Genomic DNA, 22,913 nt, shown 5'->3' with positions numbered 1-22,913 from the left:
GCATACTGTCCTTAGCAGATGCGCCATGGCTTCGCGACGGGCGGCAATCCTTGATCAATGGATGAGATCACCGCTCGACCGGAGGCTCCGAGCAAGTATTGTCTCGCGTGATGAACCTCGCCCGCTCCAGAAGTTCGTCGAATGTCACGATGTCAATGGATCGAGTCTCTCGGCGGAACAGCTCAAATGTATCTCGAAGCACCTGCGCGGCCCGTGGGTCGCCGGCGGCTTCAAACTCCGCCCGAGAACCAACCACGAGGATGGTTCTCGCGTTGCGAGTTCGAGCTTCCAGCCGTCGCCGGCCGTCGCGGGTAAAGTGCTCCCCGGCCGCAGCGAAAGCCAGCCATTCCGCCTTCTGCTCAAGAACTTGCGACACCGCGCCCGTGAACTCGGGGCTGAACGCGCGTGTGCCCGCCCGGCTACCTGCTCCGCTTTGCCTCGCGCGAAAGATAGGGGTGTCAGGTCGTTTAATCTCCACGAGCACGGTGTAGTCCGTAAAGCTCATTAAGAAGTCGACCACGGGTTTATCACGGTTATCCGTGCCGCCGCCGGATAAGGTCATCTCACGATCGAACGTCCGCATGACCCGGTAATCGAGTCCGTAGCCAAAAACCCATGGTTCACAGGCGAAGAAATTTTGCCAATCCTTTTCAGACCAACCTCCGGCCGCAATCTTTTGCTCAAACACGCCCAGCGCGTCGCGGCGACCGAGTAGAATATTGATTTCCTCCGCCGAGATGGAACCCCGGAGCGCTCGAAAGAAAGCCTCGCGGGCGTCAGCTTCCATCGCCCGGACCCGTTCAACTATCCCGCGGTCGGCTGCATCGATGATGGTTTTTCGGCCGGTCCCGGTCGAAATATCTTCTATATCGAATCGATCCTCGTTCCGAAGGTCGATGAATGCGATCTGCTGGAGGAACTCCAGAAGGCGCTGAAACTCCTCGCCCCGAAAGGTGAAGGCGTGTTGTTCATAACCCTGATACCAGTTCCCCTTGCGTGACTGGAAGCTCTGTAACGTTATGCGACGCACCGCCTTGTCATCTTGGGTAATAACGGCCGTTACCTGCGTCTTGCGCTTATCACCCGACAAGCGGAGGCACATTGCGCCCTCAACTTCACCAAGATGAAGTATGTCTGAGCCTTCCATCACCATGCGGACGTTGCGAAGGCGCTCCGTAGCTTGGCCGCCGTAGGTGAAGACCTTGGAGATATATGTCCTAGCCGCCTTGCGCAGACGGAAAAAAGTGTACTCGTCGTCCATCGCTACAGACTGCTAGGTAACGTGCAAGCTGACAAGCGAACGTTTTGCTACCCGATTACGTCGCTACCTATTGGTGGCAAGACTAGGCCCATCTCGAGCCTGGGATTCCATTCAGCGCCAACACGAAAATGGGGCGGGTACCACCATGCCCGCCCCTTCGCAAATCCCGAAGCCAGAAGCCTCACGCCAGCTGGCGTTCGACCTCCTCGGTCTCGAAGATCTCGATCACGTCGCCCTCGCGGATGTCCTCGTAGTTCTCGAAGGCCATGCCGCATTCCTGCTGGACCTGCACCTCGCGGACCTCGTCCTTGAAGCGCTTCAGCGTCTTCAGCTTGCCCTCGTGGATCACGACGTTGTCGCGGAGCAGGCGGACGCCCGCGGCGCGGCGTGCCACGCCCTCGGTGACGATGCAGCCCGCGACCTTGCCGACGCCGGTGATCCGGAAGACCTCCTTGATCGTGGCATAGCCGACGAACTTCTCCTTCACCTCCGGCGAGAGCAGGCCCGAGGCCGCCTTCTTCACGTCGTCCACCAGGTCGTAGATGATCGAATAGTAGCGGATCTCGACACCCTTCTGGTTCGCAGACTCGCGGGCGGGCGCGTTGGCGCGGACGTTGAAGCCGATGATCGGCGCGTTCGAGGCCTCGGCCAGCGTCACGTCCGATTCGGTGATCGCGCCGACACCGGAATGGAGCACGCGCACGCGCACCTCGGCGTTGCCGACCTTCTCCATCGCCTGGACGATCGCCTCGGCCGAGCCCTGCACGTCGGACTTGACCACGATCGGCAGTTCCTTGACGTCCTTGTCGGCCTTGGCCTTGGCGAGCAGCTGGTCGAGCGTCGTCGCCGAGCCGGCCGCCGCGCGCTTGTCGCGGGCGAGGCGGGCGCGGTAGTCGGCGATCTCGCGGGCGCGGGATTCCTCCTCGACCACGTTCAGCACGTCGCCGGCCTCCGGCGTGCCGTTGAGGCCCAGCACCTCGACCGGAACCGAGGGGCCGGCCTCGTCCACGCGCTCGCCCTTGTCGTTGATGAGCGCGCGGACCTTGCCCCACTGCTCCCCGACGACGAAGATGTCGCCGCGCCTGAGCGTGCCCTTCTGCACGAGGACGGTCGCGACCGGGCCGCGGCCCACGTCGAGCTTCGCCTCGATCACCGCGCCCTCGGCCTGACGGTCGGGGTTGGCCTGGAGATCGAGGATCTCGGCCTGCAGCGCGATGTTCTCGAGCAGCGAATCGAGCCCCTTGCCGGTGACGGCGGAGACCTCGACGTCGAGCACGTCGCCGCCCATCTCCTCGACCACGACCTCGTGGTTCAGGAGCTGGGTGCGCACCCGGTTCGGATCGGCGCCCGGCTTGTCGATCTTGTTGATCGCGACGATCATCGGAACGCCGGCGGCCTTCGCATGGCTGATCGCCTCGATGGTCTGCGGCATCACGCTGTCATCGGCCGCGACGACGAGCACGACGATGTCCGTCACCTGCGCGCCACGGGCGCGCATCGAGGTGAAGGCGGCGTGGCCGGGCGTGTCGAGGAAGCTCACCAGCGCGCCGTTCGGCGTCCTCACCTGATAGGCGCCGATATGCTGGGTGATGCCACCCGCCTCGCCCGAGACCACGTTGGTCTTGCGGATCGCGTCGAGTAGCGAGGTCTTGCCGTGGTCGACATGGCCCATGATGGTGACGACCGGCGGACGCGACGCCAGATGCGCCTCGTCGTCCTCGGACGCCTGGACGATCACGTCCTCGACATCCGAATCGGAGACGCGTACCACGCGGTGGCCGAATTCCTCGACGATGAGCGCGGCGGTCTCGGCGTCGATCGTCTGGTTCTGCGTCGCCATGATGCCGTTCTGCATCAGCGTCTTGACCACGGCGGCGACCCGCTCGGCCATGCGGTTGGCGAGCTCCTGCACGGTGATCGCGTCGGGCACGTTGACCTCGCGCACGATCTTCTCGCGCTCGCCCGAGCGGCTCGCCATGCGGCGGCGGTCGCGCTCCTGACGGCGCTTCATCGCGGCCATCGAGCGCTGGCGGCCGTCCTCGTTGGTCGCATTGGCGATCGTGAGCTTGCCGGAGCGGCGGCGGTCGTCGTCGCCCTTGGCGCGGGTGGTCTTCTTCTCCTCGACCACGGCCTTGGTCAGCTTCTTGCCGCCGACGGGGGCGCGGCCGGCCTCGGCGCGGGCGGCCTCGGCCTGGGCGGCGGCCGGATCGACCGGCGCGGCCTCGGCGCCGCGCGGCGTCTTGGAGCGCGCGGTCGCGGCGGCCTTGGCCTCGGCGGCGCGGGCGGCCTCGGCGGCCTGCTCCTCGGCGAGGGCGGCGGCGCGCTGCTCGCGGATCTCGGCCTCGCGCGCGGCGCGCTCGGCGGCCTCCTTCTCGGCGCGGAGCCGGGCGAGCTCGGCCTCGCGGGCCTCGGCCGCTTCCTTTTCCTTGCGCTGGCGATCGGCCTCCTGCGCCTTCGCGGCCTCGACCGCCTTCAGGCGGCGATCGAACTCGGCCTGGCTCAGGTTCTGCGCGACGGCGCCGCGCGGATTGGCGGCGGTCGCGGCCGCGCCGCTCTTCGGAACGACGACGCGCTTGCGCTTGTGTTCCACGGTCACGGACTTGGTCCGGCCGTGGCTGAAGCTCTGACGGACGTGACTCGTCTCCGTGCCGCCCGAGGAGCCCCCGCGCGCGCCCAGAGATTTGCCCTTGCCGTCATTGTCCTTGATATTCGTCATCCCGATCTAGCCTTTCCCGCGAGGGCCTTCCCCCGCCATACCGACGCGCGCGCCTCAGTCCATCGACACGCTATCCTCGCCATCCGCCGCGGCGCTGTCCGCCCCGGCCCCGGCCGCCCTGAACCCCGCCAGCCGCGAGGCCTCGATCCTGATCCGCTCGCTCAGTCCCCCCCTGAGCACGGCAGCGTGTATCACACTATCGCGCCCGAATGCCAAACCCAATTCGTGCCCGGAAAGGCACGAAACAAGGCTTTCCGCGCCATCGGGCGGGCGCAGTTCCGACCGGCCCCGGGCGGAACCGTCGGCGGCCTGGATCAGGAGAGCCACCTCGTCCGCGACCAGAGCCGCCTTGACCTTCTCGAATCCGGCGATCCCCTCGCCGGCCTTGCGGGCCAGCGCGATCAGATCGACCACCCGGCCCGCCAGCATCGCCTCGACCCGCGCCACCAGATCGGGCGGCGCCTTCACCGGGCGTTTCGCGCCCCGCGAGAACGCGCCGCGCTTCACCGCCTGGGCGAGCACCGCCGCCTCGGCCGTGACCCAGAGCCCCCGGCCCGGCAGCTTCTCCGCCAGATCCGGGACGATCTCGTCATCGGGGCCGACCACGAAACGGATCAGCCCCGCCTTCGGCCCGGTCTCCCGGGTGACGAGGCAGCGCCGTTCCGGCTCGTCCCGCGTTTTCACCCGGCCGCCGCGCGTCATGGAGCCGGCCTCAGGCCTGCTCCTCCTCCGCGCCCTCGGCGGGGGTCTCTTCCTCCCCGGTCGCCAGATCCTCGGGGCTGACCCAGCCGAGCTGAACGCGCGCGTTCATGATCAGCGTCTGGGCCTCCTCGAGGCTCATGTCGAACTTCTCGAGCAGGCCCTGGTCCTTGACCCGCTTGCCGTCGACGGTCGTGTAGCCGCCGGCGAGTTCCCAGTCGGCGCAGGTGGCGAAATCCTCGAGCGTCTTGACCCCGTCCTCGGCGAGCGCCTCGATCATCTGGGGAGTGAGACCCTCGAAGTCAAACAGGCTCTGCTCCACGCCGAGCTCCTTCGCCCGCTCGATCGCCTTGGCATTGATCTCGTCGAGCGATTCGCGCGCCCGCGCCTGAAGTTCCTCGGCCGTGGTCTCGTCGAATCCGTCGATGCTCAGAAGTTCGTCGAGATCAACATAGGCGATTTCCTCGAGAGTTGCAAAACCCTCGGCCACGAGCAGCTGCGCGACCATCTCGTCGACGTTCATCGTCTCCATGAAGAGGTTGGTGCGCTCGGCGAATTCGGCCTGACGCCGCTCGCTCTCCTGCGCCTCGGTCAGGATGTCGATGTCGAACCCGGTAAGCTGGGAGGCGAGCCGCACGTTCTGGCCGCGGCGGCCGATCGCGAGCGAAAGCTGCTCGTCGGGCACCACGACCTCGATCCGCTCGCTGTCCTCGTCGAAGACCACCTTCGAGACCTCGGCCGGCTGCAGCGCGTTCACGAGGAAGGTCGCCGGATCCTGGTTCCACGGGATGATGTCGATCTTCTCGCCCTGGAGCTCGCCGACGACGGCCTGCACCCGCGATCCGCGCATGCCGACGCAGGCGCCGACCGGATCGATCGAATTGTCGTAGGAGATCACGCCCATCTTCGCGCGCGAGCCGGGGTCGCGGGCGACCGCCTTGATCTCGATGACGCCGTCGTAGATCTCGGGCACTTCCATCTTGAAGAGCTCGGCGAGGAATTCCGGCGCGGTGCGCGAGAGGAAGATCTGCGGGCCGCGGGTCTCGAGCCGCACGTCGCGAATGAGCGCGCGCACCCGGTCGCCGTTGCGGAAGGCCTCGCGCTGGATCAGCTGGTCGCGGCGCAGGATCGCCTCGCCCCGGCCGACGTCGACGATCACGTTGCCGTATTCGGTCCGTTTCACCACGCCGTTGATGATCTCGCCGACGCGGTCCTTGAATTCCTCGTACTGCCTTTCGCGCTCGGCCTCGCGGACCTTCTGCATGATGACCTGCTTCGCCGACTGCGCGGCGATGCGGCCGAAATCCATCGGCGGCAGCGGATCGGTGATGTCGTCGCCGATCTCGGCGTCGGCCTTGATCACGCGGGCATCCGCGAGGCTCAGCTCGGTGAAATGATTCTCCGGCTCCTCGACCACCTGGCGGTGGCGCGTCATGAAGAGCTCGCCCGACTTGCGGTCGATCTTCGCGCGGATGTCGTATTCGGCGCCGTAGCGCGAGCGCGCGGCCTTGCCGAGGCTGTCCTCCATCGCCTCGATGACGAGGGTCGGGTCGATCATCTTCTCCCGGGCGACCGCGTCGGCGATCTGCAACAGCTCCAGGCGGTTGGCGGAGGTCACGCTCATCGTTTGTCCTCGTCTTCGTCGGAAGTTATGGCGCCCGCGGGGCCGTCCGCCCCGTCCTCGCCAGCCTCGGTGTCCTCGGTCTCGATCTCGTCGAAATCGGCCGCGTCGATGTCCTCGGAGAAGCCCTGCTCCTTGCGCGCGGCGAGGCTCTCGGCGATGAGCTCGTCGGTCAGCACCAGCTTCGCGTCGCTCAGCCAGTCGAACTCGAGCCCGATCACCCCCTCGGGAATCTCGATCAGCACTTCGTGATCCTCGACCCCGCGCAGCACGCCCTTGAAGCGGCGGCGGCCGTCGATGAGTTCGGAGGTCTCAAGCTTCACCTCGTAATCGGCGTAGCGCTCGAAATCCTTGAGCCGGGTCAGCGGCCGGTCGATACCGGGGCTCGACACCTCGAGCGTGTATTCGCCCGAGATCGGATCCTCGACGTCGAGCACGGCGGAGACGGCGCGGCTGATGCGCGCGCAATCGTCGACCTCGATCCAGCCCTCGGGCCGCTCGGCCATGATCTGCAGGATCGCCCGCTTGCCGCTCATCAGGCGGATGCGCACGAGTTCGAACCCCAGACCCTCGATGGTCGGGGCGACGATGGCGGCGAGGCGCCGGTCGATCGCGGCCTTTGCGACAAGATCGGCCAAGTCGGACTCCTCAAGGCGGGGTGACCGCGCCGGGGCGCCGGGCACAAAAAAACGGGCCAGCGGCCCGTGCGAATTTCCGGTGGTGAACCGACCCATGGGCCGATCCGCCGCTGATGGCGCCCATATAGGCGCGCAATCCATGCGATGCAAGCCCAAAAGCCGCGCGCGCCCGAAGTCGGGCGAAGGATCCGGGTCGCGATCATTTTCTTGCGACGCAACAACAAACCGTGTTCAGATCGCGGCGCATCGCGCGTGGCCTTGCGACAGGGAGTTCAGGGGTATCGGATGCGACCGGACGGAGCCGACGCCTATCGCCGCGACATCGACGGGCTGCGCTGCCTCGCCGTCGTCTCGGTCCTCCTCGCCCATGCCGAGATCCCCTACGCCGCCGGCGGCTTCGTCGGGGTCGATGTCTTCTTCGTCATCTCCGGATACCTGATCACCGGAATCATCACCCGGGCCCTGCGCGACGGCGGCAATTCCATCGTCGATTTCTACGAGCGGAGGGCGCGGCGGATCCTGCCCGCCCTCTTCGTCGTCATGCTCGCCACCCTCGCGGTCGCGGCGGCCGCGCTCAGCCCGGGGCAGTTCGAAAGCCTCGCCGGATCGGCGGTCGCGGCCACGCTCTTCGCCTCGAACATCTACTTCCGCCAGACCGGCGCGGGGTATTTCGGCGCCGACCTCCACAACGCGCCGCTGCTTCACACCTGGTCGCTCGGGGTCGAGGAGCAGTTCTACATCGTCGTGCCCTTCCTGCTCTGGCTCGCCCACCGCCGCGCGCCGCGGCTGCTCGCGCCGCTGGTGGGGCTCGTCGTCGCGCTCTCCTTCGCCTGGGCCTGCTATCTGCTGCTGAGGCGCGACGCCGCCTCGGCCTTCTTCCTGCTGCCGCCCCGGGCCTGGGAACTCGGGATCGGCTCGCTGCTCGCGCTGGCGCCCCCTCCGCTTCCCCGGGGCCGGACGCCGCGGGCCACGATCGCGCTGCTCGCGCTCGCCGCGATCCTCGTTCCGGTCATGGTCTACAGCGAGGCGACGCCTTTCCCCGGCCCCGCGGCCCTGCCGCCGGTCCTTGGCGCGGCGGGGCTCATCTGGGTCAACCGGGAAGGCGGCAATCCGGTGCGCCGGCTCCTGTCGACGCGGCTCTTCGTCGGCGTCGGCCTGATCTCCTATTCGCTCTACCTGTGGCACTGGCCGGTCATCGTCTTCCCGCGGGTTTATCTCGGCGCACTCACCCCGGCGCTCTCGGCCGTCTGCCTCGCGCTGTCGCTCGTGCTCGCCACGCTGTCCTGGCGCTTCGTCGAGCGGCCCTTCCGGGGCCGGGGCGCGCTGCTGCCCGGCCGGGGCGCGCTCTTCGGCGCCAGCGCGGCGGCGATGGGTGTCATGGCCGCGGCCGGGCTCGCCGTCGTCGCCTCGGCCGGCTTCCCCGGCCGGCTGGACGCCACCGCGACCGCGGCCTTCGCGGCCGCGGAGGATCTCGATCCCCGGAGCGAGCTCTGTATGAAGTTCAATTCCGACCCGTTCTCCCCGACCTGCCGGATCGGCGCGGCGGGGGAGGGGCGGGCGGATTTCCTGCTCTGGGGTGATTCCCACGCGGCCGCGGCGCTGCCGGGCATCGATCTGGCCGCGCGCAAGGCCGGCAGGACCGGCTACGCCGCCACGCGTCCGGCCTGCGCGCCGCTGCTCGACACGCTTCGCATCGACCAGCCGATGTCCGAGCGATGCGCGCGCTTCGGCCGCTCCGTGATCGAGGCGCTGCGCGGGCGCGACGACATCCCGCTCGTCATCCTCGACGCGCGCTGGCAACTCGCCACCGAGGGCACGGATATCGGCGCGAACCGCTCGCAGCCGTCCCAGCCGGCGCTGCTGCGGGACCTGACCGGCGCGCTGCCCTCAGGCGACGTGTCGCGCAACTACGCCATCTTCGAAGCCGCCTTCGCCCGGACCGTCGATGCGATCACGGCGACGGGGCGCAAGGTCGTGGTGCTGGGCGCGGTGCCGGAAGTGGGCTGGCTCGTTCCGGACCGCGTCGGCTACGGCCTGATGCACCATCTGCCGCCGCCCGCGGCGCCGGCCCCGGAGCAGGTCGCGGCCCGCATGGCGCGGTCGGACGAGCTCTTCCGGACCTACGCGGCCGCGGGCCGGATCGACTACCTGCCGCTCTTCGCGGCCTTCTGCGCGGAAAGCTGCGCCGTGGTGAACGCGGCCTCGACGCCGCTCTATCGCGACGACGACCACCTGAGCCGGACCGGAAGCATCGAGCGCGTCGGGCCCGTGGTCCTGGCGGCGATCCGGGGCGCCGGGCAGGCGACGGCGCGGGCCGAACCCTAGCGCGGGCTCCGCTTCGCGAGGATCCGCTGCAGCGTCCGGCGGTGCATGTTGAGCCGCCGCGCCGTCTCGGAGACGTTGCGGTCGCAGAGTTCGTAGACACGCTGGATGTGCTCCCAGCGCACGCGGTCGGCGGACATCGGATTCTCGGGCGCGGGCGGCTTTTCCGCGAGGCGCGAGAGCAGCGCGTCGGTCACGTCGTTCGCATCGGCGGGCTTGGCGAGATAATCGGTCGCGCCGAGCTTGACCGCGGCGACCGCCGTCGCGATCGCGCCGTAGCCGGTCAGCACGACGATCCGGCAGTCGGGGCGCAATTCGCGGATCCGTTCCACCACCTCGAGCCCGTTGCCGTCCTCGAGCCGCAGGTCGACCACCGCGTAGGCGGGCGGGCGCTCCTCGGCGGCGCGCCGGCCCTCGGCCGCGCTCGCCGCCGAGCGCACCTCGAAGCCGCGCTTCTCCATCGCGCGGGCAAGGCTGCGCAGGAAGAGATCGTCGTCGTCGAGGATCAGGAGCGAGCGATCCGGCCCGATCTCCTCCTCGGTCATGAAAACCCCGCCTTCGCGCACGTCCCGCTCCTCCCGCCCGTCATCCGCCTCCGGACCGGCCATCACGATTTCTCCGCGAAACAGGCGACGGAGTCCGCCACCTGCTCCGGTAAGGCGTCGGAGCCGTAGAATTCCAGGAATTTCCCGCCCGGCGCCATGAGATAGGTGAAGGTCGAATGATCCATGAGATAGGTCTCGGGATCGTCTCCGGCCTTGCGGTAGTAGATCTTGTAGTCGCGCGCCACCCGCGCCACCTGCTCCGGCGTTCCGGTCAGGCCGATCAGGTCGGGATGGATCGAGCGCGTGAAGTCGCGCACCACCTCGGGCGTGTCGCGCGCGGGATCGACCGAGATGAAGACCTGGCCGACCCTGATCCCCTTCTCCGCGAGTTCGTCCGCCGCCAGCGCGTTGCGCGACAGGTCGGTCGGGCAGATGTCGGGGCAGAAGGAATAGCCGAAATAGACCAGCGTCGGGCCGGTGATCGCCTCCTTGTCGGTCTCGGGCGCGCCCGCGCCGTTCACGAGTTCGAAGGGGCCGCCGATCGTCGCGACGCCACCGGCGACCTGCCCGGAGCGGCAGTCGGCGAAGGGATCGGCCTCCGCGCCGGGGAAGAGGGCGAAGTAGCCCGTGACGCCAAGCGCCACCACCGCCGCGATACCCGCGGCGAGCGCGTAGGGACGGGCCCGGTCGGTCTTCATCGGCATCCTCCTTCTTGCCCGGCTTCTCGCACGGGGTGCCGGGGGGAGCAAGGCGTCGGCCTCGCGCGCCGGTCAATTCCGTTTGAGCCCCGGCCCGGCCGCTGCTATGCCCGAGCCGCATGGAACATCGCGACACGCCTCTGGTCGCCAAGGACGCGCGCAGTTCCTGGCTGCGGGCCCGGACGCTGCTGCTGCTGCGCTGGCTCACGATCCTCGGGCAGACGGCGGCCGTGATCGGCGCCTCGGCCTTCGGCGTGGAGATCCCGCTGCGCGCCTGCCTCGCGGTGATCGCCGCCGCGGTTCTGGTGAACGGCATCGCAATGGCCGCGACCACGCAGAACCGCCGGTTGAGCGCGCGCGAGGCGATGGTCACGCTGATGTTCGACATCATCCAGCTCGGCGCGCTGCTGGCGCTGACGGGCGGGCTCAACAATCCCTTCGCGCTGATGATGATCGCGCCGGTGATGATCAGCGCCTCGGTCCTGTCGCTGCGCGCGACCGCCATCATCGCCGTCGCGGCGGTGGTGGTCGCGACCCTGCTCGCCTTCGCGGCGATCCCGCTCCGGTTCCACGAGCGGGTGCTGGCCGACCCGCCGCTGCTCGTCCTCGGCAACTGGGTCTCGCTGGTGATCGGGATCGGGTTCTTCGCCTTCTACGCGCGCCGGGTCAACGACGAGACCTTCCGGATGAGCCAGGCGCTCGCCGCGACCCAGGCGGCGCTCGGGCGCGAGCAGAAGCTGACGATGCTCTCGGGCGTGGTCGCGGCGGCGGCGCATGAACTCGGCACGCCGCTCGCGACGATCAAGCTGCTCTCGGCGGAGCTCGCGGAGGAGCTCGAGGCGCCTGAACAGCGCGAGGACGCGCTGCTGATCCGCGCCCAGGCCGACCGCTGCGCCGAGATCCTGCGCTCGATGGGGCCGCGCGGCTACGCCGACACGATCATGAGCTACGCGCCGGTCTCGAGCGTGGTGGAGGAGGCCGCGGCGCCGCATGCGAACCGGGGCATAAGGATCATCACCCGCGTCCAGGGCGGGCTGCCGGAGGAGAGCGCCGCGCCGCAACCGGAGCTCGCGCGGCAGCCGGAGATCATCCAGGGCTTGCGGAACCTCGTGCAGAACGCGGTCGATTTCGCCACCTCCACCGTCTGGATCGACATCGACTGGACGCCAGGCATGATCGCGATCGAGATCGGCGACGACGGCCCGGGCTATCCGCCCGAGGTCCTGCGGCGCATCGGCGTGCCCTTCGTGCGGAGCCGGGGCGCGCAGAAGGAGCGGCCGGGCTACGAGGGGATGGGGCTCGGCCTCTTCATCGCCAAGACGCTGCTCGAGCGCTCCGGCGCGCGGCTGAGCTTCGGCAACGCCGCGCCGCGCGCGCCGGCGGGCGAGGGCGAGGCGGAGCCGCCGGAATTCGGCCGGCCGAGCGGCGCGGTCATCTCGGTCACCTGGTCGCCGGAGGAGGTCACGCGCCCCGCCGCCTTCCGCGCCGAGCCGCGGGAAGGGACGGCCGAGCCGGAGATGTGGGGTTAAGACTTCCTTAAGCGTTCCGCGATCCCCTGCCCGCTCAACGAGCGTCCGGATCGGCCCATGGATGTCCTTTCCCTTCTCCCCGCGGACTGGATCGCGGCGCCCGGATGGGCCGGCCCGCTTCCGGCGGTCATGCTCGCCGCGCTGGTGAGCGCGCTCGCCACCCTGGCCCTGCTGCTCTGGCTCGGCCCGGCCTGGCTCGCGCCGTCGCTCCGCGCGACCGGCCGCGCGGGACAGGAGGCGGCGGAGGCCGAGGAGGCCTGCGAATTCCTGCTGCGGGGGTCGCTCGCGCGCCCGCTGACGGAGGCCGCGCGCGGGCTCATCGGTACGCTTGACCCGAGGTCGGGGCGGCTCTCGGCGCTGATCGCGCATCTCGAACGCGACTGCCCGGGGATCCGGGCGGATCTGGAGGAGCTGATGCTCCACGGCACCGCCTTCCGCCATCACTGCCAGCGCCGCGACGGCGGCGCCTACGAACTCGTGGGCTGGCCGCGCGACGGGGCGGCCCATCTGGCGATCCGCCCGGCGAGCGAGGACGCGACGGCGCTGCGCGGCGCGCGCGGCGCGCTCGAACGGGCGGAGGCCGAGGCGGCGCTGCTGCGCGGGCTGATCGACCGCGCCCCGCTGCTCGCCTGGACGGTCGGCGCCGACGGCCAGATCGACTGGTGCAACCGGCCCTATCGCGAGCGCTTCGGCGCGGCGGAGGCGCCTCTGGCCGAGCCCGGGGGTCCGAGTGCCTTCGCCCATGTGCCGGAACAGGTGCCGTTGACCGCGCGCGGCGAATTCCTCCGGCGCCGGGTCGGTGTCGCGGGAGCCGCCGGCGACCGGGACTGGTACGAGGTTTCCGAAGCGCCCAGGGCGGGAGGCGGCTGGATCGGCTTCGCGCTGGCCGCCGACGACCTCGTGATGGCCGAGGCCGCGCTCCGCCGCTTCATCGAGACGCTGACCGAGACCTTCGCGCATCTGCCGATCGGCCTCGCGGTCTTCGACAGGAACCGCCGTCTCGGCCTCTTCAACCCCGCGCTGACCGATCTCGTGAGGATCGACGCGGTCTGGCTCGCCGGCCGGCCCTCCCTGCGCGACTTCCTCGAGCGTTTGCGCGAGACTCGGCAGATGCCGGACCAGAAGGATTTCACCTCCTGGCGGCGCAAGCTGAGCGAGCTCGAGGAAGGCGCGCGGGAGGGCACCTACGAGGAGAACTGGGTGCTGCCCTCGGGCAAGATCTTCCGCGTCACGGGCCGGCCGCATCCGCAGGGCGCGCTCGCCTTCCTGTTCGAGGACATCTCGACCGCGATCCAGATCGAGCGGCGCTACCGCTCGGAACTGGAACTCGGCCAGGCGACGCTCGACCGGATCTCGGAGGCGGTGGCGGTCTTCGACGCGGCGGGGGAGCTCGTCTTCGTCAACGCGGCCTTCCGCGCGATCTGGGATCCCGAGGGCGCGGAGGAGCCCCGCGGGCTCGGGGTCGCCGAGATGGCGCGCCGCTGCGCCGGGCGTTCCGCGCCGAGCGACCTCTGGACGCGGCTGACCGATTTCGCCACCGGCGCGGAGACGCGCGCCTCCTTCACCGGCCGCGTCGCGCTCCTCGACGGGCGCGGGTTCGACGTACTGGTCGCGCCGCTGCCCGACGCCGCGTCGCTCGTCGTCTTCCGCGACCGCGGCGCGGAGCGGGGGCGGGACGCGCGCGAGGAAACGGCGCTCCTCGGGGAATTCGCCTTCGAGCGGCTGCGCGTGCCGGCCGAGCAGGCGGCCCGCCGGATCGCCGCGACGATCCCGGCGGCGACGGGCGAGGCTTCCCGCGCGCTGGAGGCGACGGCGCGCGACCTGCGCGACGGGCTCGCCGAGGCCGCGGCCCTCGTCGCGCTCGGGGACGGCGGCGACGACGGTCCGCTCCCCCTGCTCGCCCGCGCGCTCCGCCGCCGCGGCCTCGCGCTCGAGGTGAGCGGCGACGAGACGCGCTGGCCCGGCGCGCGGCGCCGCCTCGCACTCGCGCTCGGCCTCGCGGCGGCGGATCTGGCGCGGCCGGGCACGACGCTCTCGATCCGGCAGGCGGCGGAGGGGCTCCGCGCCGAGGTCGAGCCCGGCACGCCGAGGGAGGAGGGCATCGCCGGCGCGATCGCCCGGCGGATGACGGAGGCGGCCGGCGGCGGGCTGGCCGTGACGCGGGAGGAAACCCGCCTGGTGCTGACGATGACGCTTCCCGACGCCGCGAGACCCGCGGACGCGCCCGGACGCGCGCGCGGTGCCTGAGGTTCGGCCCCGGATCCCGCGCGAGGCGCCGGGGCCTTGCGCTGGCCGGTCGGGGCGATAGAACAGCCGGGTTCGCATTGTCTCAGGATCGGCCCTTGCAGCGCATTCTCGACCTGCCGGATCCCGACGCCACCGAGGCGCTCGCCCGCGCGCTGGCGCCCCGGCTCGGCGCCGGCGATCTCGTCGCGCTCTCGGGTGGGCTCGGCGCGGGCAAGAGCCTCTTCGCCCGGGCGCTGATCGCCCACCGCCTCGCCGCGCTCGGCCGGGCCGAGGACATCCCCTCGCCGAGCTTCACGCTGGTCCAGACCTACGATCTGGGTCCGGTCGAGCTCTGGCACGCCGATCTCTACCGTCTGGGCACGGTCGACGAGATCGCGGAGCTCGGGCTGGAGGAAGCCTTCGGAAGCGCGATCTGCCTCGTCGAATGGGCGGAACGGCTCGGTCCCGCGCTGCCCGCCCGCCGGATCGACCTGCGGCTCGATTTCGCCCTCGAAGGCGAGGGACGCCGCGCGACGCTCATCGCGCGCGGGGCCGGCTGGGACTGGCTCCCGGCGGCGCTCGCGGAGATGGCGCGATGACGCGCGGGGCGGAGATCGCGGCCTTCCTGGAGGCGGAGGGCTGGGGCGCCGCGCGCCGCGCGCCACTCGCGGGCGACGCCTCGGCGCGGCGCTACGAGCGGATCGCGGCGCCCGGGCGCCGGGCGATCCTGATGGACGTGCCGCCGGAGAGCGGGCTCGACACCGGCCCGTTCCTCGCCGTCGCGCGCTGGCTGCGCGCCAACGGGCTCTCCGCGCCCGAGATCCTCGCCGCCGCGCCGGAACGCGGGCTGGTCCTGCTCGAGGATTTCGGCGACGACCTGATCGCGGGCCTCTGCGCCCGCGAGCCGGGGCGCGAGCCGGAGCTCTACTCCGCGGCGGTGGAGACGCTCGCCCGGATGCAGGAGCTGAGCTGGGACGGAGTACCCGGCTGGACGCCGCCGGCCTATGACATGGCCGTGCTGATGCGCGAGGCACGGCTGATGGCGGAATGGTACCTGCCCGCCGTCGCGGGCCCGGTCCCGCCCGACCTCGCGGCCGAGTACGAGGCCCGCGCCGAGGCGGCCTTCGCCCCGGTCCTGCCCGGCTCGACCGTGCCGATCTATCGCGATTACCACGCCGAGAACCTCGTCTGGCTGCCCGCGCGGTCGGGGCCGGCCCGGATCGGTCTGCTCGACTTCCAGGACATGCTGATCGGCCATCCCGCCTACGATTTCGTCTCCCTCGTCCGCGACGCGCGCCGGGACATTCCCGAGCCGCTGGCGGCGCTGGCCCGCGCGCGCTACCTCGCCCGCGCGGGCCGCGCGGCGGAGGAATTCGACGCGGCGGCGCATATCCTCTCGGCGCAGCGCAACCTGAAGATCCTCGGCCTCTTCACCCGCCTCTGCCGGCGCGACGGCAAGCCGCGCTACCTCGACCACCTGCCCCGCGTCTGGCGCTGGCTCCAGGGCGATCTCGACCATCCCGCGCTCGACGGGCTGCGCGCCTTCGTCGCCGCGCATGTGCCCCCGCCCGACAAGGGCGCGCGGGCGCGGATCGCGGGGGCGGCGCGATGAGGCCCCGGGCGGCGATGATCTTCGCGGCCGGGCTCGGCACGCGGATGGGGGAGCTGACGCGCCACAGGCCGAAGCCACTGATCGAGGTCGCGGGCCGCCCGCTGCTCGCGCGCGCGCTCGACCTGACGCGGGCCGCGGGGGTGGCGCGCACGGTGGTCAACATCCACGCCCATCCGGACCAGATGCGCGCCTGGCTGGCGGCGGAGGCGCCCGAGGCGGTCGTCTCGGAGGAGCCGGCGCTGCTCGAGACCGGCGGCGGACTGCGCGCGGCGCTGCCGCTCCTTGGCCACGGCCCGGTCTTCACGCTCAACGCCGACATGGTCTGGCGCGGACCGAACCCGCTCGACAGCCTCGCGCGCGCCTGGGATCCGGCGCGGATGGACGCGCTGCTCTGCCTCGTCCCGCGCGAACGGGCGGCTGGCCACACCGGCGTGGGCGACTTCTTCCGGGACGCGGAGGGGCGGCTGACCCGGCGCGGCGCGGCGCCGGAGGCGCCCTTCGTCTACGCCGGCACGCAGATCATCGAGCCCGCCCGGCTCGGCGAGATCCCGGAGCGGATCTTCTCGCTGAACCGGCTCTGGGATCTCCTGCTCGCCGGCGGGCGGGTCTTCGGCGCGGTCCATGACGGCGGCTGGGTCGATGTCGGCCGGCCCGAGGGGATCGCGCGCGCCGAGGCGGAGCTGGCCCGATGAGTTTCTTTCCCCCGAGCGACGGCCCACGCGTCTTCCACCTGCCGCCCGGCGTCGATTTCGCCCGGGCGCTGGTCGCGGGGCTCGACGCGCGGCTCGCCGGCCAGCCGCCCGAGGCGGCGGCGCGGGTCGAGATCTGGGTGAACACGCAGCGGATGCGCCGCGCGCTGCTCGCCGAGCTCGGGCGCGGGCCGGCGCGGCTCCTGCCCCGGATCCGGGTGGTGACGGAACTGGGCGAGGATCCGCTTGGCCCGCTCGATCCGGCGCCGCCCGTCTCCTCCCTGCGCCGCAAGCTCGAACTCGCGCGGCTCGTCTCCGCGCTCATCGCCGCGGATCCCTCGCTCGCCGCGGAAACGGCGGCCTATGACCTCGCCGACAGCCTCGCCGACCTCTTCGACGAGATGCGCGGCGAGGGCGTGCCGCCCGAGGCGCTGGAGGCGATCGACGCCGGGGAACATGCCGAGCACTGGCGGCGCGGCCTCGCCTTCCTGCGCCTCCTCGCCGATTACGAGGCGGCGAGCGGCGACGTCGGCGGCCAGGGGCGGTTGCGCGCCGCCGCGGAAGCCTGGGCCGAGCTCTGGCGGCTGGCGCCGCCCGCGCATCCGGTCATCGTCGCGGGCTCGACCGGCTCGCGCGGGGCGACGCGGCGCTTCATGGCGCATGTCGCGCGCCTGCCGCAGGGCGCGCTGATCCTGCCCGGGCTCGACGCGACGCTGCCCGGCCACGTATGGGACCGGCTCGATCCCGAGGCGGAGGGGGCGGTGGACCATCCCCAGCACGGCTTCCGCCGGCTCGGCCGCGAGATCGGCTTCGACCCCGGCGCCTCCGAGCCCTGGGCGTCGATCCCGCCGCCCGCGCCGGAGCGCGACGCGCTGATCTCGCTCGCGCTCCGCCCCGCGCCGGTGACGGACCAGTGGCGAAGCGAGGGCGCGGCGCTGCGCCCGACGCTGGCGGCGGCCTGCGCCGATCTTACCTGGATCGAGGCGCCGGACCCACGCGGCGAGGCGCTCGCGATCGCGCTGGCGCTGCGCGAGGCGGCGGAGCGGGAGCGGCGCGCGGCGCTGATCACGCCGGACCGGACGCTGGCGCGCCGCGTGACGGCGGAACTCGAACGCTGGGGCCTGATCCCGGACGACAGCGCCGGCCGGCCGCTCGCCCTCACGCCGCCGGGCGTGCTGCTGCGCCGGATCGCGGCGCGGATGGGAGAGCGGCTGACGCCCGGAGCGCTCCTGACGCTGCTGAAGCATCCGCTCGTCAACAGCGGCGAGGGTGCCCGCGGGCGCCACATGGAACTCACCGCGAAGCTCGAGCGCGGCAAGCTGCGCGGCGGCGCGCCCTGGATCGACTGGGCCGATCTCGGCCAGTGGGCGCGCGCGGAAGGCGCCGAGGAGTGGATCGGCTGGCTCGCGGCGGCGCTCGACGCGACACCGCCCGAGGGGCCGGTCCCGCTCGCGGAGCGGGTCGCCTGGCATGTCGCGACCGCCGAGGCGCTGGCGGGCGGGCCGGCGGGGGCCGGCCACCGCCTCTGGGACCGGAGCGCGGGACTGCGCGCGCGCGCGCTGATGGAGGATCTCTCCCGCGACGCCGAGGCGGGAGGGCCGGTCACGCCGGTGGAATACGAGGCGCTGCTGCGCTCGATCATGGCCGCGGTCGACGTGCCGGAGGAGGCGGTCGTCACCCATCCCGGCATCGCGATCTGGGGCACGCTGGAGGCGCGGGTGCAGACCGCCGAGCTCGTGATCCTCGGCGGGCTCAACGAGGGCGTCTGGCCGAGCCTGCCCGGCGCCGACCCCTGGCTCAACCGCGCGATGCGCGCGGAGCTCGGCCTGCCGAGCCCAGAACGGCGCATCGGCCTCGCCGCGCACGACTTCCAGCAGGCGATGGGCGCGGGCCGGGTGATCGTCTCCCGCGCGCTGCGCGACGCGGAAGCCCCGACCGTCGCCGCGCGCTGGCTGACGCGGCTCGAGAACCTGCTGCGCGGCCTGCCGCCGGATGGCGAGGCGGCGGTCGAGGCCGCGAAGGCGCGGGGCAAGGCGCTTCTCGCCCAGGCGGCGCGGCTCTCCCGGCCGGAGACGCGGGAGGAGCCGGCGCGGCGTCCCTCGCCCCGGCTCGCGCCCGGGCAGTTCCCCGCCGAGCTTTCGGTTACCCAGATCGAGACCCTCGCGCGCGATCCCTATGCGATCTACGCCCGCAAGGTGCTGCGGCTCCGCCGGCTCGACCCGCCGGGGCGCGAGGCGGACGCACTCGCCCGGGGCACCGCGCTGCACGCGGTGGTGGAGAAGTTCATCCTCGACACGCGGGACGCGCTGCCCGCGGACGCGCGCGCGGCGCTGATCGACGCGGCGGAGCGCGGCCTCGAGGAGACGACGCCCTGGCCGGCGGTCCGCGCGATCTGGCTCGCCCGGCTGGCCCGGACCGCCGAGCGTTTCGTCGACGGCGAGGCCGAACGGCGGCTCCGCGCCGAGCCGCTCGCCCACGAGATCCGGGGGCGGCGCGCCTTCGAGGGGCTGCCCGCGCCCTTCGCCGTGACCGCGAAGGCGGACCGGATCGACCGCGCCCCCGAGGGCTACGTGATCTACGACTACAAGTCGGGCGGGCTGCCGAGCGACCGGACCCACCTCCAGCTGCCGCTCGAGGCGGCGATCGCGGAGGCGGGCGGGTTCGAGAAGCTGCCGGCGGCGCCCGCCTGGCATCTGGAACTCATCAGCATCGGCACCGGCGACTCGCGCGCGCTCGGGGAGGTCGCGGAGCGGGTCGAGGCGACCTGGACCAGGCTCGCAGCGCTGATCGCGCGCTACCAGAGCGGGGAGGTCGGGTTCACCGCCCGGCTGCGCCCGGCGCAGCTCGTCTATGCGAACGACTACGACCATCTCGCCCGCTACGGCGAATGGGCCGATGGCGAGGAACCGGAGGGGATGGCGTGACCGAGCAGAGGCCGATCGCGAAGCCGGAACCGGCCGGGGCGCCCACCGACGCGACGCTGGCGCAATGGCGCGCGGCCAAGCCCGACGCGTCGAGCTGGGTCTCGGCCAACGCGGGTTCGGGCAAGACGCGCGTGCTGACCGACCGCGTGGCGCGGCTCCTCCTCGCCCGGACCGACCCCAGGCGCATCCTCTGCCTCACCTATACCAAGGCCGCGGCGGCGGAGATGCAGAACCGGCTCTTCGCCACGCTCGGCAAATGGGCGATGCTCGACGACGACGCGCTGCGCGCCGAACTCCTGAAGCTCGGCGAGGAGGGCCCGCCGCCGAGCGCGGAGGAACTCAACGAGGCGCGGCGGCTCTTCGCGCGCGGGCTCGAGACGCCGGGCGGGCTGAAGATCCAGACGATCCACGCCTTCTGCGACGCGCTGCTCCGCCGCTTCCCGCTCGAGGCGGGGGTGGCGCCGAGCTTCCAGATGCTGGACGACCGCGCCGCGCGCGCTCTCCGCGAGGAAGTGCTAGACACGCTCGCCGGCACCGACCCCGCCGCGGTCGCGGGAATGGCCATGTATCTCTCCGGCGACGATCCCGATCCGCTGATGCTCGAGATCGTCCAGCGGCGGGAGGATTTCGCCGCGCCCTTCGACGCCCTGGAACTCGCCCGCGCGCTCGAGGCCGAACCGGGGCTGACCGCCGACGGGCTCCGCGACGAAGTGCTGAGCGAGCCCTCGGTGGCCTGCCTGCGCGAATGGATCGCGATCCTCGCGCCCCGGGAGAAGAACGACGGCAAGCTCGGCGCGGCGCTCCGCGCGGCGCTCGGGCTTCGCGACGCCGAGGCGTGCCTCGCGGCGCTGGAAGGCTGCCTGCTGATGAAGAGCGGCGCCAATCCCTTCACCGCGAAGGCCGGCTCGATCCCCACCAAGGCATTGCGCGAGGCCCATCCCGCGCTGACGAACGCGCTCAACCATCTGATGCGCAAGGTCGAGGCGGCGCGGCCCCGGCGGCTCGCGCTCGCCGCCCTCGCGCGGTGCGAGGCGCTGCACCGTTTCGCCCGCGCCTTCCTCGGCCTCTACGAAAAGCGCAAGCGCGCGCGCGGCCTGCTCGATTTCGACGACCTGATCGACCGCGCGCGCGACCTGCTCTCGCGGCGGGAGACCGCGGCCTGGGTGCTGTGGCGGCTCGATGGCGGCCTCGACCATATCCTGGTCGACGAGGCGCAGGACACCAGCCCGCGGCAGTGGCAGGTCATCAAGGCGATCTCGGACGAGTTCTTCGTCGGCCTCGATGACCGGGGGATCGAGCGGACGATCTTCGTGGTCGGCGACGAGAAGCAGTCGATCTACAGCTTCCAGGGCGCGGACCCCGTCGCCTTCGGCGAGATGCGCCGGAGCTACGACGCGATGCTCTCGGGCATGGGGCGGGAACTCCAGCGCTGCGACCTGCTCCATTCCTTCCGCTCCGCGAAGCCGGTGCTGCGGCTCGTGGATGAGGTCTTCGCGGGACCCGGCGGCGCCGGGTTCGAGCGTGTGGAGCATCGCGCCTTCCGCGAGGAGATGCCGGGCCGGGTCGAGCTCTGGCCCTTCCTGCCGAAGCCCGCCAGGGCCGAGGAACCGCCCTGGGAGAGCCCGGAGGCGACGGTCGCGCCCGACGATCCGGTGGCCGAACTCGCGCGCCGGGTGGCGCGGCGGATCCGGGGCTGGCTCGACGAGGGGAAGCTCCTGCCCGGCGAGAACCGCGCGATGCGGCCGGGCGACGTGCTGATCCTGGTCCAGCGCCGGGCGGAACTGTTCCACGCGATCATCCGCGCGCTCAAGATCGAGCGGGTGCCGGTCGCGGGCGCCGACGTGCTGAAGCTCGAGGGGGAGCTCGCGGTGCGCGACCTGCTCGCCCTGCTGCGGGTGGCGGCGACGCCGGGCGACGATCTCTCGCTCGCCGCGCTCCTGCGCGGGCCGCTCGGGGGCATGAGCGAGGAGGCGCTCTTCGATCTCGCGCATGACCGCGACGGCTCGCTCTGGGCCGCGCTCCGGGCGCGGGAGGCGGGCTCGGCCATCGTCGGGCTGATCGACGACATCCGCGGCCGCGCCGATTACGAGCGTCCGTTCGAACTGCTGGAGCGGATCCTGATCCGCCACGACGGGCGCCGGCGGCTGGTCGCCCGGCTGGGCCACGAGGCGGAGGATGCGATCGACGCGCTGCTCGATCAGGCGCTCGCCTACGAGACCGGCGAGGCGCCGAGCCTCACCGGGTTCCTCGACTGGATCGACCGCGAGGAGATGAAGGTCAAGCGTCGGCTCGAGGATACCGCCGACCAGGCGCGGGTGATGACGGTGCATGGCTCCAAGGGACTCGAGGCGCCGATCGTGATCCTGCCCGACACGGCGCCCCGGCGGGACGGGGGCAACCCGCCGCAGCTGCTCCGCCTCGATCCGGCCGGCGCCGCCTGGCGCGCGCGCGCCGATGCCACGCCCCCCGCGCTGGAACGCGCCGAGCGGGAGCGCCGCGGGCTGGTGCGCGCGGAGAACCTGCGGCTGCTCTACGTCGCGCTGACCCGCGCGCGGTCCTGGCTCATCGTCGCGGGCGCGGGCCAGCCGCCGAAGGAGGGCGACGGGAGCTGGTACGGGCTGGTCGAGACCGCGCTGCGCGGCCTCTCCCCGGAGGAGACGGAGGATGGGCTGACGCTGGCCAAGGGCTGGGAAGAGGGCGTGGCGAAGGCGCCGGAACCCGAGGCCGAGCCGCCCGCGCCGCCCGACTGGGCGCTGCGCCCCGCGCGGATCCCGGAGGAGGCGGAGGCGGTGTTCCTCACCCCGTCCAACCTCGGCGGCGTCCATGCCCTGCCCTTCGAGGCGGAGGCCTTCGCGGAGGAGGGCGACCCGCTCGCCCGCGGCGAGGCGGCGCACCTGCTGCTCGAACGGCTGCGCGGGCGGGCGCGCGCGGACTGGCCCGCCCTCGCCGCGCGCCTCCTGCCCGGCCGCGACGACCTTCCCGCGCTCCTCGCCGAGGCGGAGGGGGTGCTGCTGGCGCCGGAACTCGACTTCCTCTTCGGACCGGACACGCTCGCCGAGGTGGAGATCGCGGCGCCGATGCCCGAGGCGCGGGGCCGGCGGCTGATCGGCCGGATCGACCGGCTGGTGGTCGGGCCGGAGCGGGTGCTCGCGGTCGATTTCAAGTCGAACCGCGGCGTGCCGGAGGCGCCGGAGCAGGTGCCCGAGGGCATCCTGCGGCAGATGGGCGCCTACGCCGCCGCGCTCGCCCCGATCTGGCCGGGCAGGCGGATCGAGACGGCGGTGCTCTGGACGCGGAGCGCGCGGCTCATGCCGCTGCCCGGCGCCCTGACCGCGGCAGCGCTCGCCCGGGCGCTGGCGGAATGCCGGGCATGATCCGGCGGGCGCTCCCTTGACCCCCCGGGGGGTGCTCCATAGGTTATGCTCCAACTTCA

At 72.0% G+C, this 22,913-nt stretch carries 15 protein-coding genes; 8 read left to right on the top strand and 7 right to left on the bottom strand.

Annotated elements, in window-relative coordinates; genetic code table 11:
• Positions 1-67: 67 nt before the first annotated feature.
• The 5 genes from FJM51_RS06130 to rimP all read right to left on the bottom strand — a co-directional run bounded on the left by FJM51_RS06130 (position 68) and on the right by rimP (position 6,935).
• Entirely contained in the window at positions 68-1,261 is a 1,194-nt protein-coding gene (locus FJM51_RS06130) for a Shedu immune nuclease family protein (RefSeq protein ID WP_140453229.1), read from the bottom strand.
• A gap of 181 nt (positions 1,262-1,442) precedes the next feature.
• Positions 1,443-3,968: a translation initiation factor IF-2 gene (infB, locus tag FJM51_RS06125; protein ID WP_140453262.1), complete on the bottom strand. Its 2,526-nt coding sequence runs from the start codon at positions 3,966-3,968 to the stop codon at positions 1,443-1,445.
• A gap of 63 nt (positions 3,969-4,031) precedes the next feature.
• A complete protein-coding gene (locus tag FJM51_RS06120; protein WP_140453228.1) occupies positions 4,032-4,679 on the bottom strand; it encodes an RNA-binding protein in 648 nt (215 codons plus the stop codon).
• Positions 4,680-4,689: 10 nt separating this feature from the next.
• Positions 4,690-6,300 (bottom strand): transcription termination factor NusA, encoded by a 1,611-nt coding sequence (nusA, locus tag FJM51_RS06115; RefSeq protein ID WP_140453227.1) that lies wholly within the window; start codon positions 6,298-6,300, stop codon positions 4,690-4,692.
• Positions 6,297-6,935, bottom strand: a complete 639-nt coding sequence (rimP, locus tag FJM51_RS06110) for a ribosome maturation factor RimP (protein WP_233712992.1) — start codon at positions 6,933-6,935, stop codon at positions 6,297-6,299. The genes nusA and rimP overlap by 4 nt, the downstream gene beginning before the upstream one ends.
• A 285-nt stretch (positions 6,936-7,220) precedes the next feature.
• On the opposite strand from rimP, the gene FJM51_RS06105 reads away from it, so the two are divergent.
• Positions 7,221-9,260, top strand: a complete 2,040-nt coding sequence (locus tag FJM51_RS06105; RefSeq protein WP_181164466.1) for an acyltransferase family protein — start codon at positions 7,221-7,223, stop codon at positions 9,258-9,260.
• On the opposite strand, the gene FJM51_RS06100 is transcribed toward FJM51_RS06105, so the two are convergent.
• Together FJM51_RS06100 and FJM51_RS06095 are read right to left on the bottom strand one after the other, a co-directional pair.
• Complete coding sequence (locus FJM51_RS06100; protein WP_140453261.1) at positions 9,257-9,802, bottom strand: ActR/PrrA/RegA family redox response regulator transcription factor; 546 nt, start codon at positions 9,800-9,802, stop codon at positions 9,257-9,259. The genes FJM51_RS06105 and FJM51_RS06100 overlap by 4 nt on opposite strands.
• A gap of 62 nt (positions 9,803-9,864) precedes the next feature.
• Entirely contained in the window at positions 9,865-10,500 is a 636-nt protein-coding gene (locus FJM51_RS06095; protein WP_140453224.1) for an SCO family protein, read from the bottom strand.
• Positions 10,501-10,619: 119 nt separating this feature from the next.
• On the opposite strand from FJM51_RS06095, the gene regB reads away from it, so the two are divergent.
• The 7 genes from regB to addA all read left to right on the top strand — a co-directional run bounded on the left by regB (position 10,620) and on the right by addA (position 22,854).
• Complete coding sequence (gene regB, locus FJM51_RS06090; protein WP_140453223.1) at positions 10,620-12,029, top strand: sensor histidine kinase RegB; 1,410 nt, start codon at positions 10,620-10,622, stop codon at positions 12,027-12,029.
• A gap of 57 nt (positions 12,030-12,086) precedes the next feature.
• Positions 12,087-14,276, top strand: a complete 2,190-nt coding sequence (locus FJM51_RS06085) for a PAS-domain containing protein (RefSeq protein WP_140453222.1) — start codon at positions 12,087-12,089, stop codon at positions 14,274-14,276.
• A 95-nt stretch (positions 14,277-14,371) separates the two neighbouring features.
• Entirely contained in the window at positions 14,372-14,854 is a 483-nt protein-coding gene (gene tsaE / locus FJM51_RS06080; protein WP_181164465.1) for a tRNA (adenosine(37)-N6)-threonylcarbamoyltransferase complex ATPase subunit type 1 TsaE, read from the top strand.
• The gene (locus tag FJM51_RS06075; protein WP_140453220.1) at positions 14,851-15,867 is read left to right on the top strand and encodes an aminoglycoside phosphotransferase family protein; all 1,017 of its coding nucleotides are present in this window, start codon (positions 14,851-14,853) and stop codon (positions 15,865-15,867) included. Before tsaE ends, FJM51_RS06075 begins: the two co-directional genes overlap by 4 nt.
• Complete coding sequence (locus tag FJM51_RS06070; protein WP_140453219.1) at positions 15,864-16,559, top strand: nucleotidyltransferase family protein; 696 nt, start codon at positions 15,864-15,866, stop codon at positions 16,557-16,559. Before FJM51_RS06075 ends, FJM51_RS06070 begins: the two co-directional genes overlap by 4 nt.
• Positions 16,556-19,480: a double-strand break repair protein AddB gene (gene addB / locus FJM51_RS06065; RefSeq protein WP_140453218.1), complete on the top strand. Its 2,925-nt coding sequence runs from the start codon at positions 16,556-16,558 to the stop codon at positions 19,478-19,480. The genes FJM51_RS06070 and addB overlap by 4 nt, the downstream gene beginning before the upstream one ends.
• Positions 19,477-22,854, top strand: coding sequence for a double-strand break repair helicase AddA (gene addA, locus FJM51_RS06060; RefSeq protein WP_233712990.1), 3,378 nt, complete (start codon positions 19,477-19,479; stop codon positions 22,852-22,854). The genes addB and addA overlap by 4 nt, the downstream gene beginning before the upstream one ends.
• Positions 22,855-22,913 lie beyond the last annotated feature (59 nt).

The organism is Amaricoccus solimangrovi, assembly GCF_006385685.1.
Classification (GTDB): domain Bacteria; phylum Pseudomonadota; class Alphaproteobacteria; order Rhodobacterales; family Rhodobacteraceae; genus Amaricoccus; species Amaricoccus solimangrovi.
Note: the sequence above shows the minus strand (reverse complement) of the source record. Positions and strands in the feature narration are given on the sequence as shown.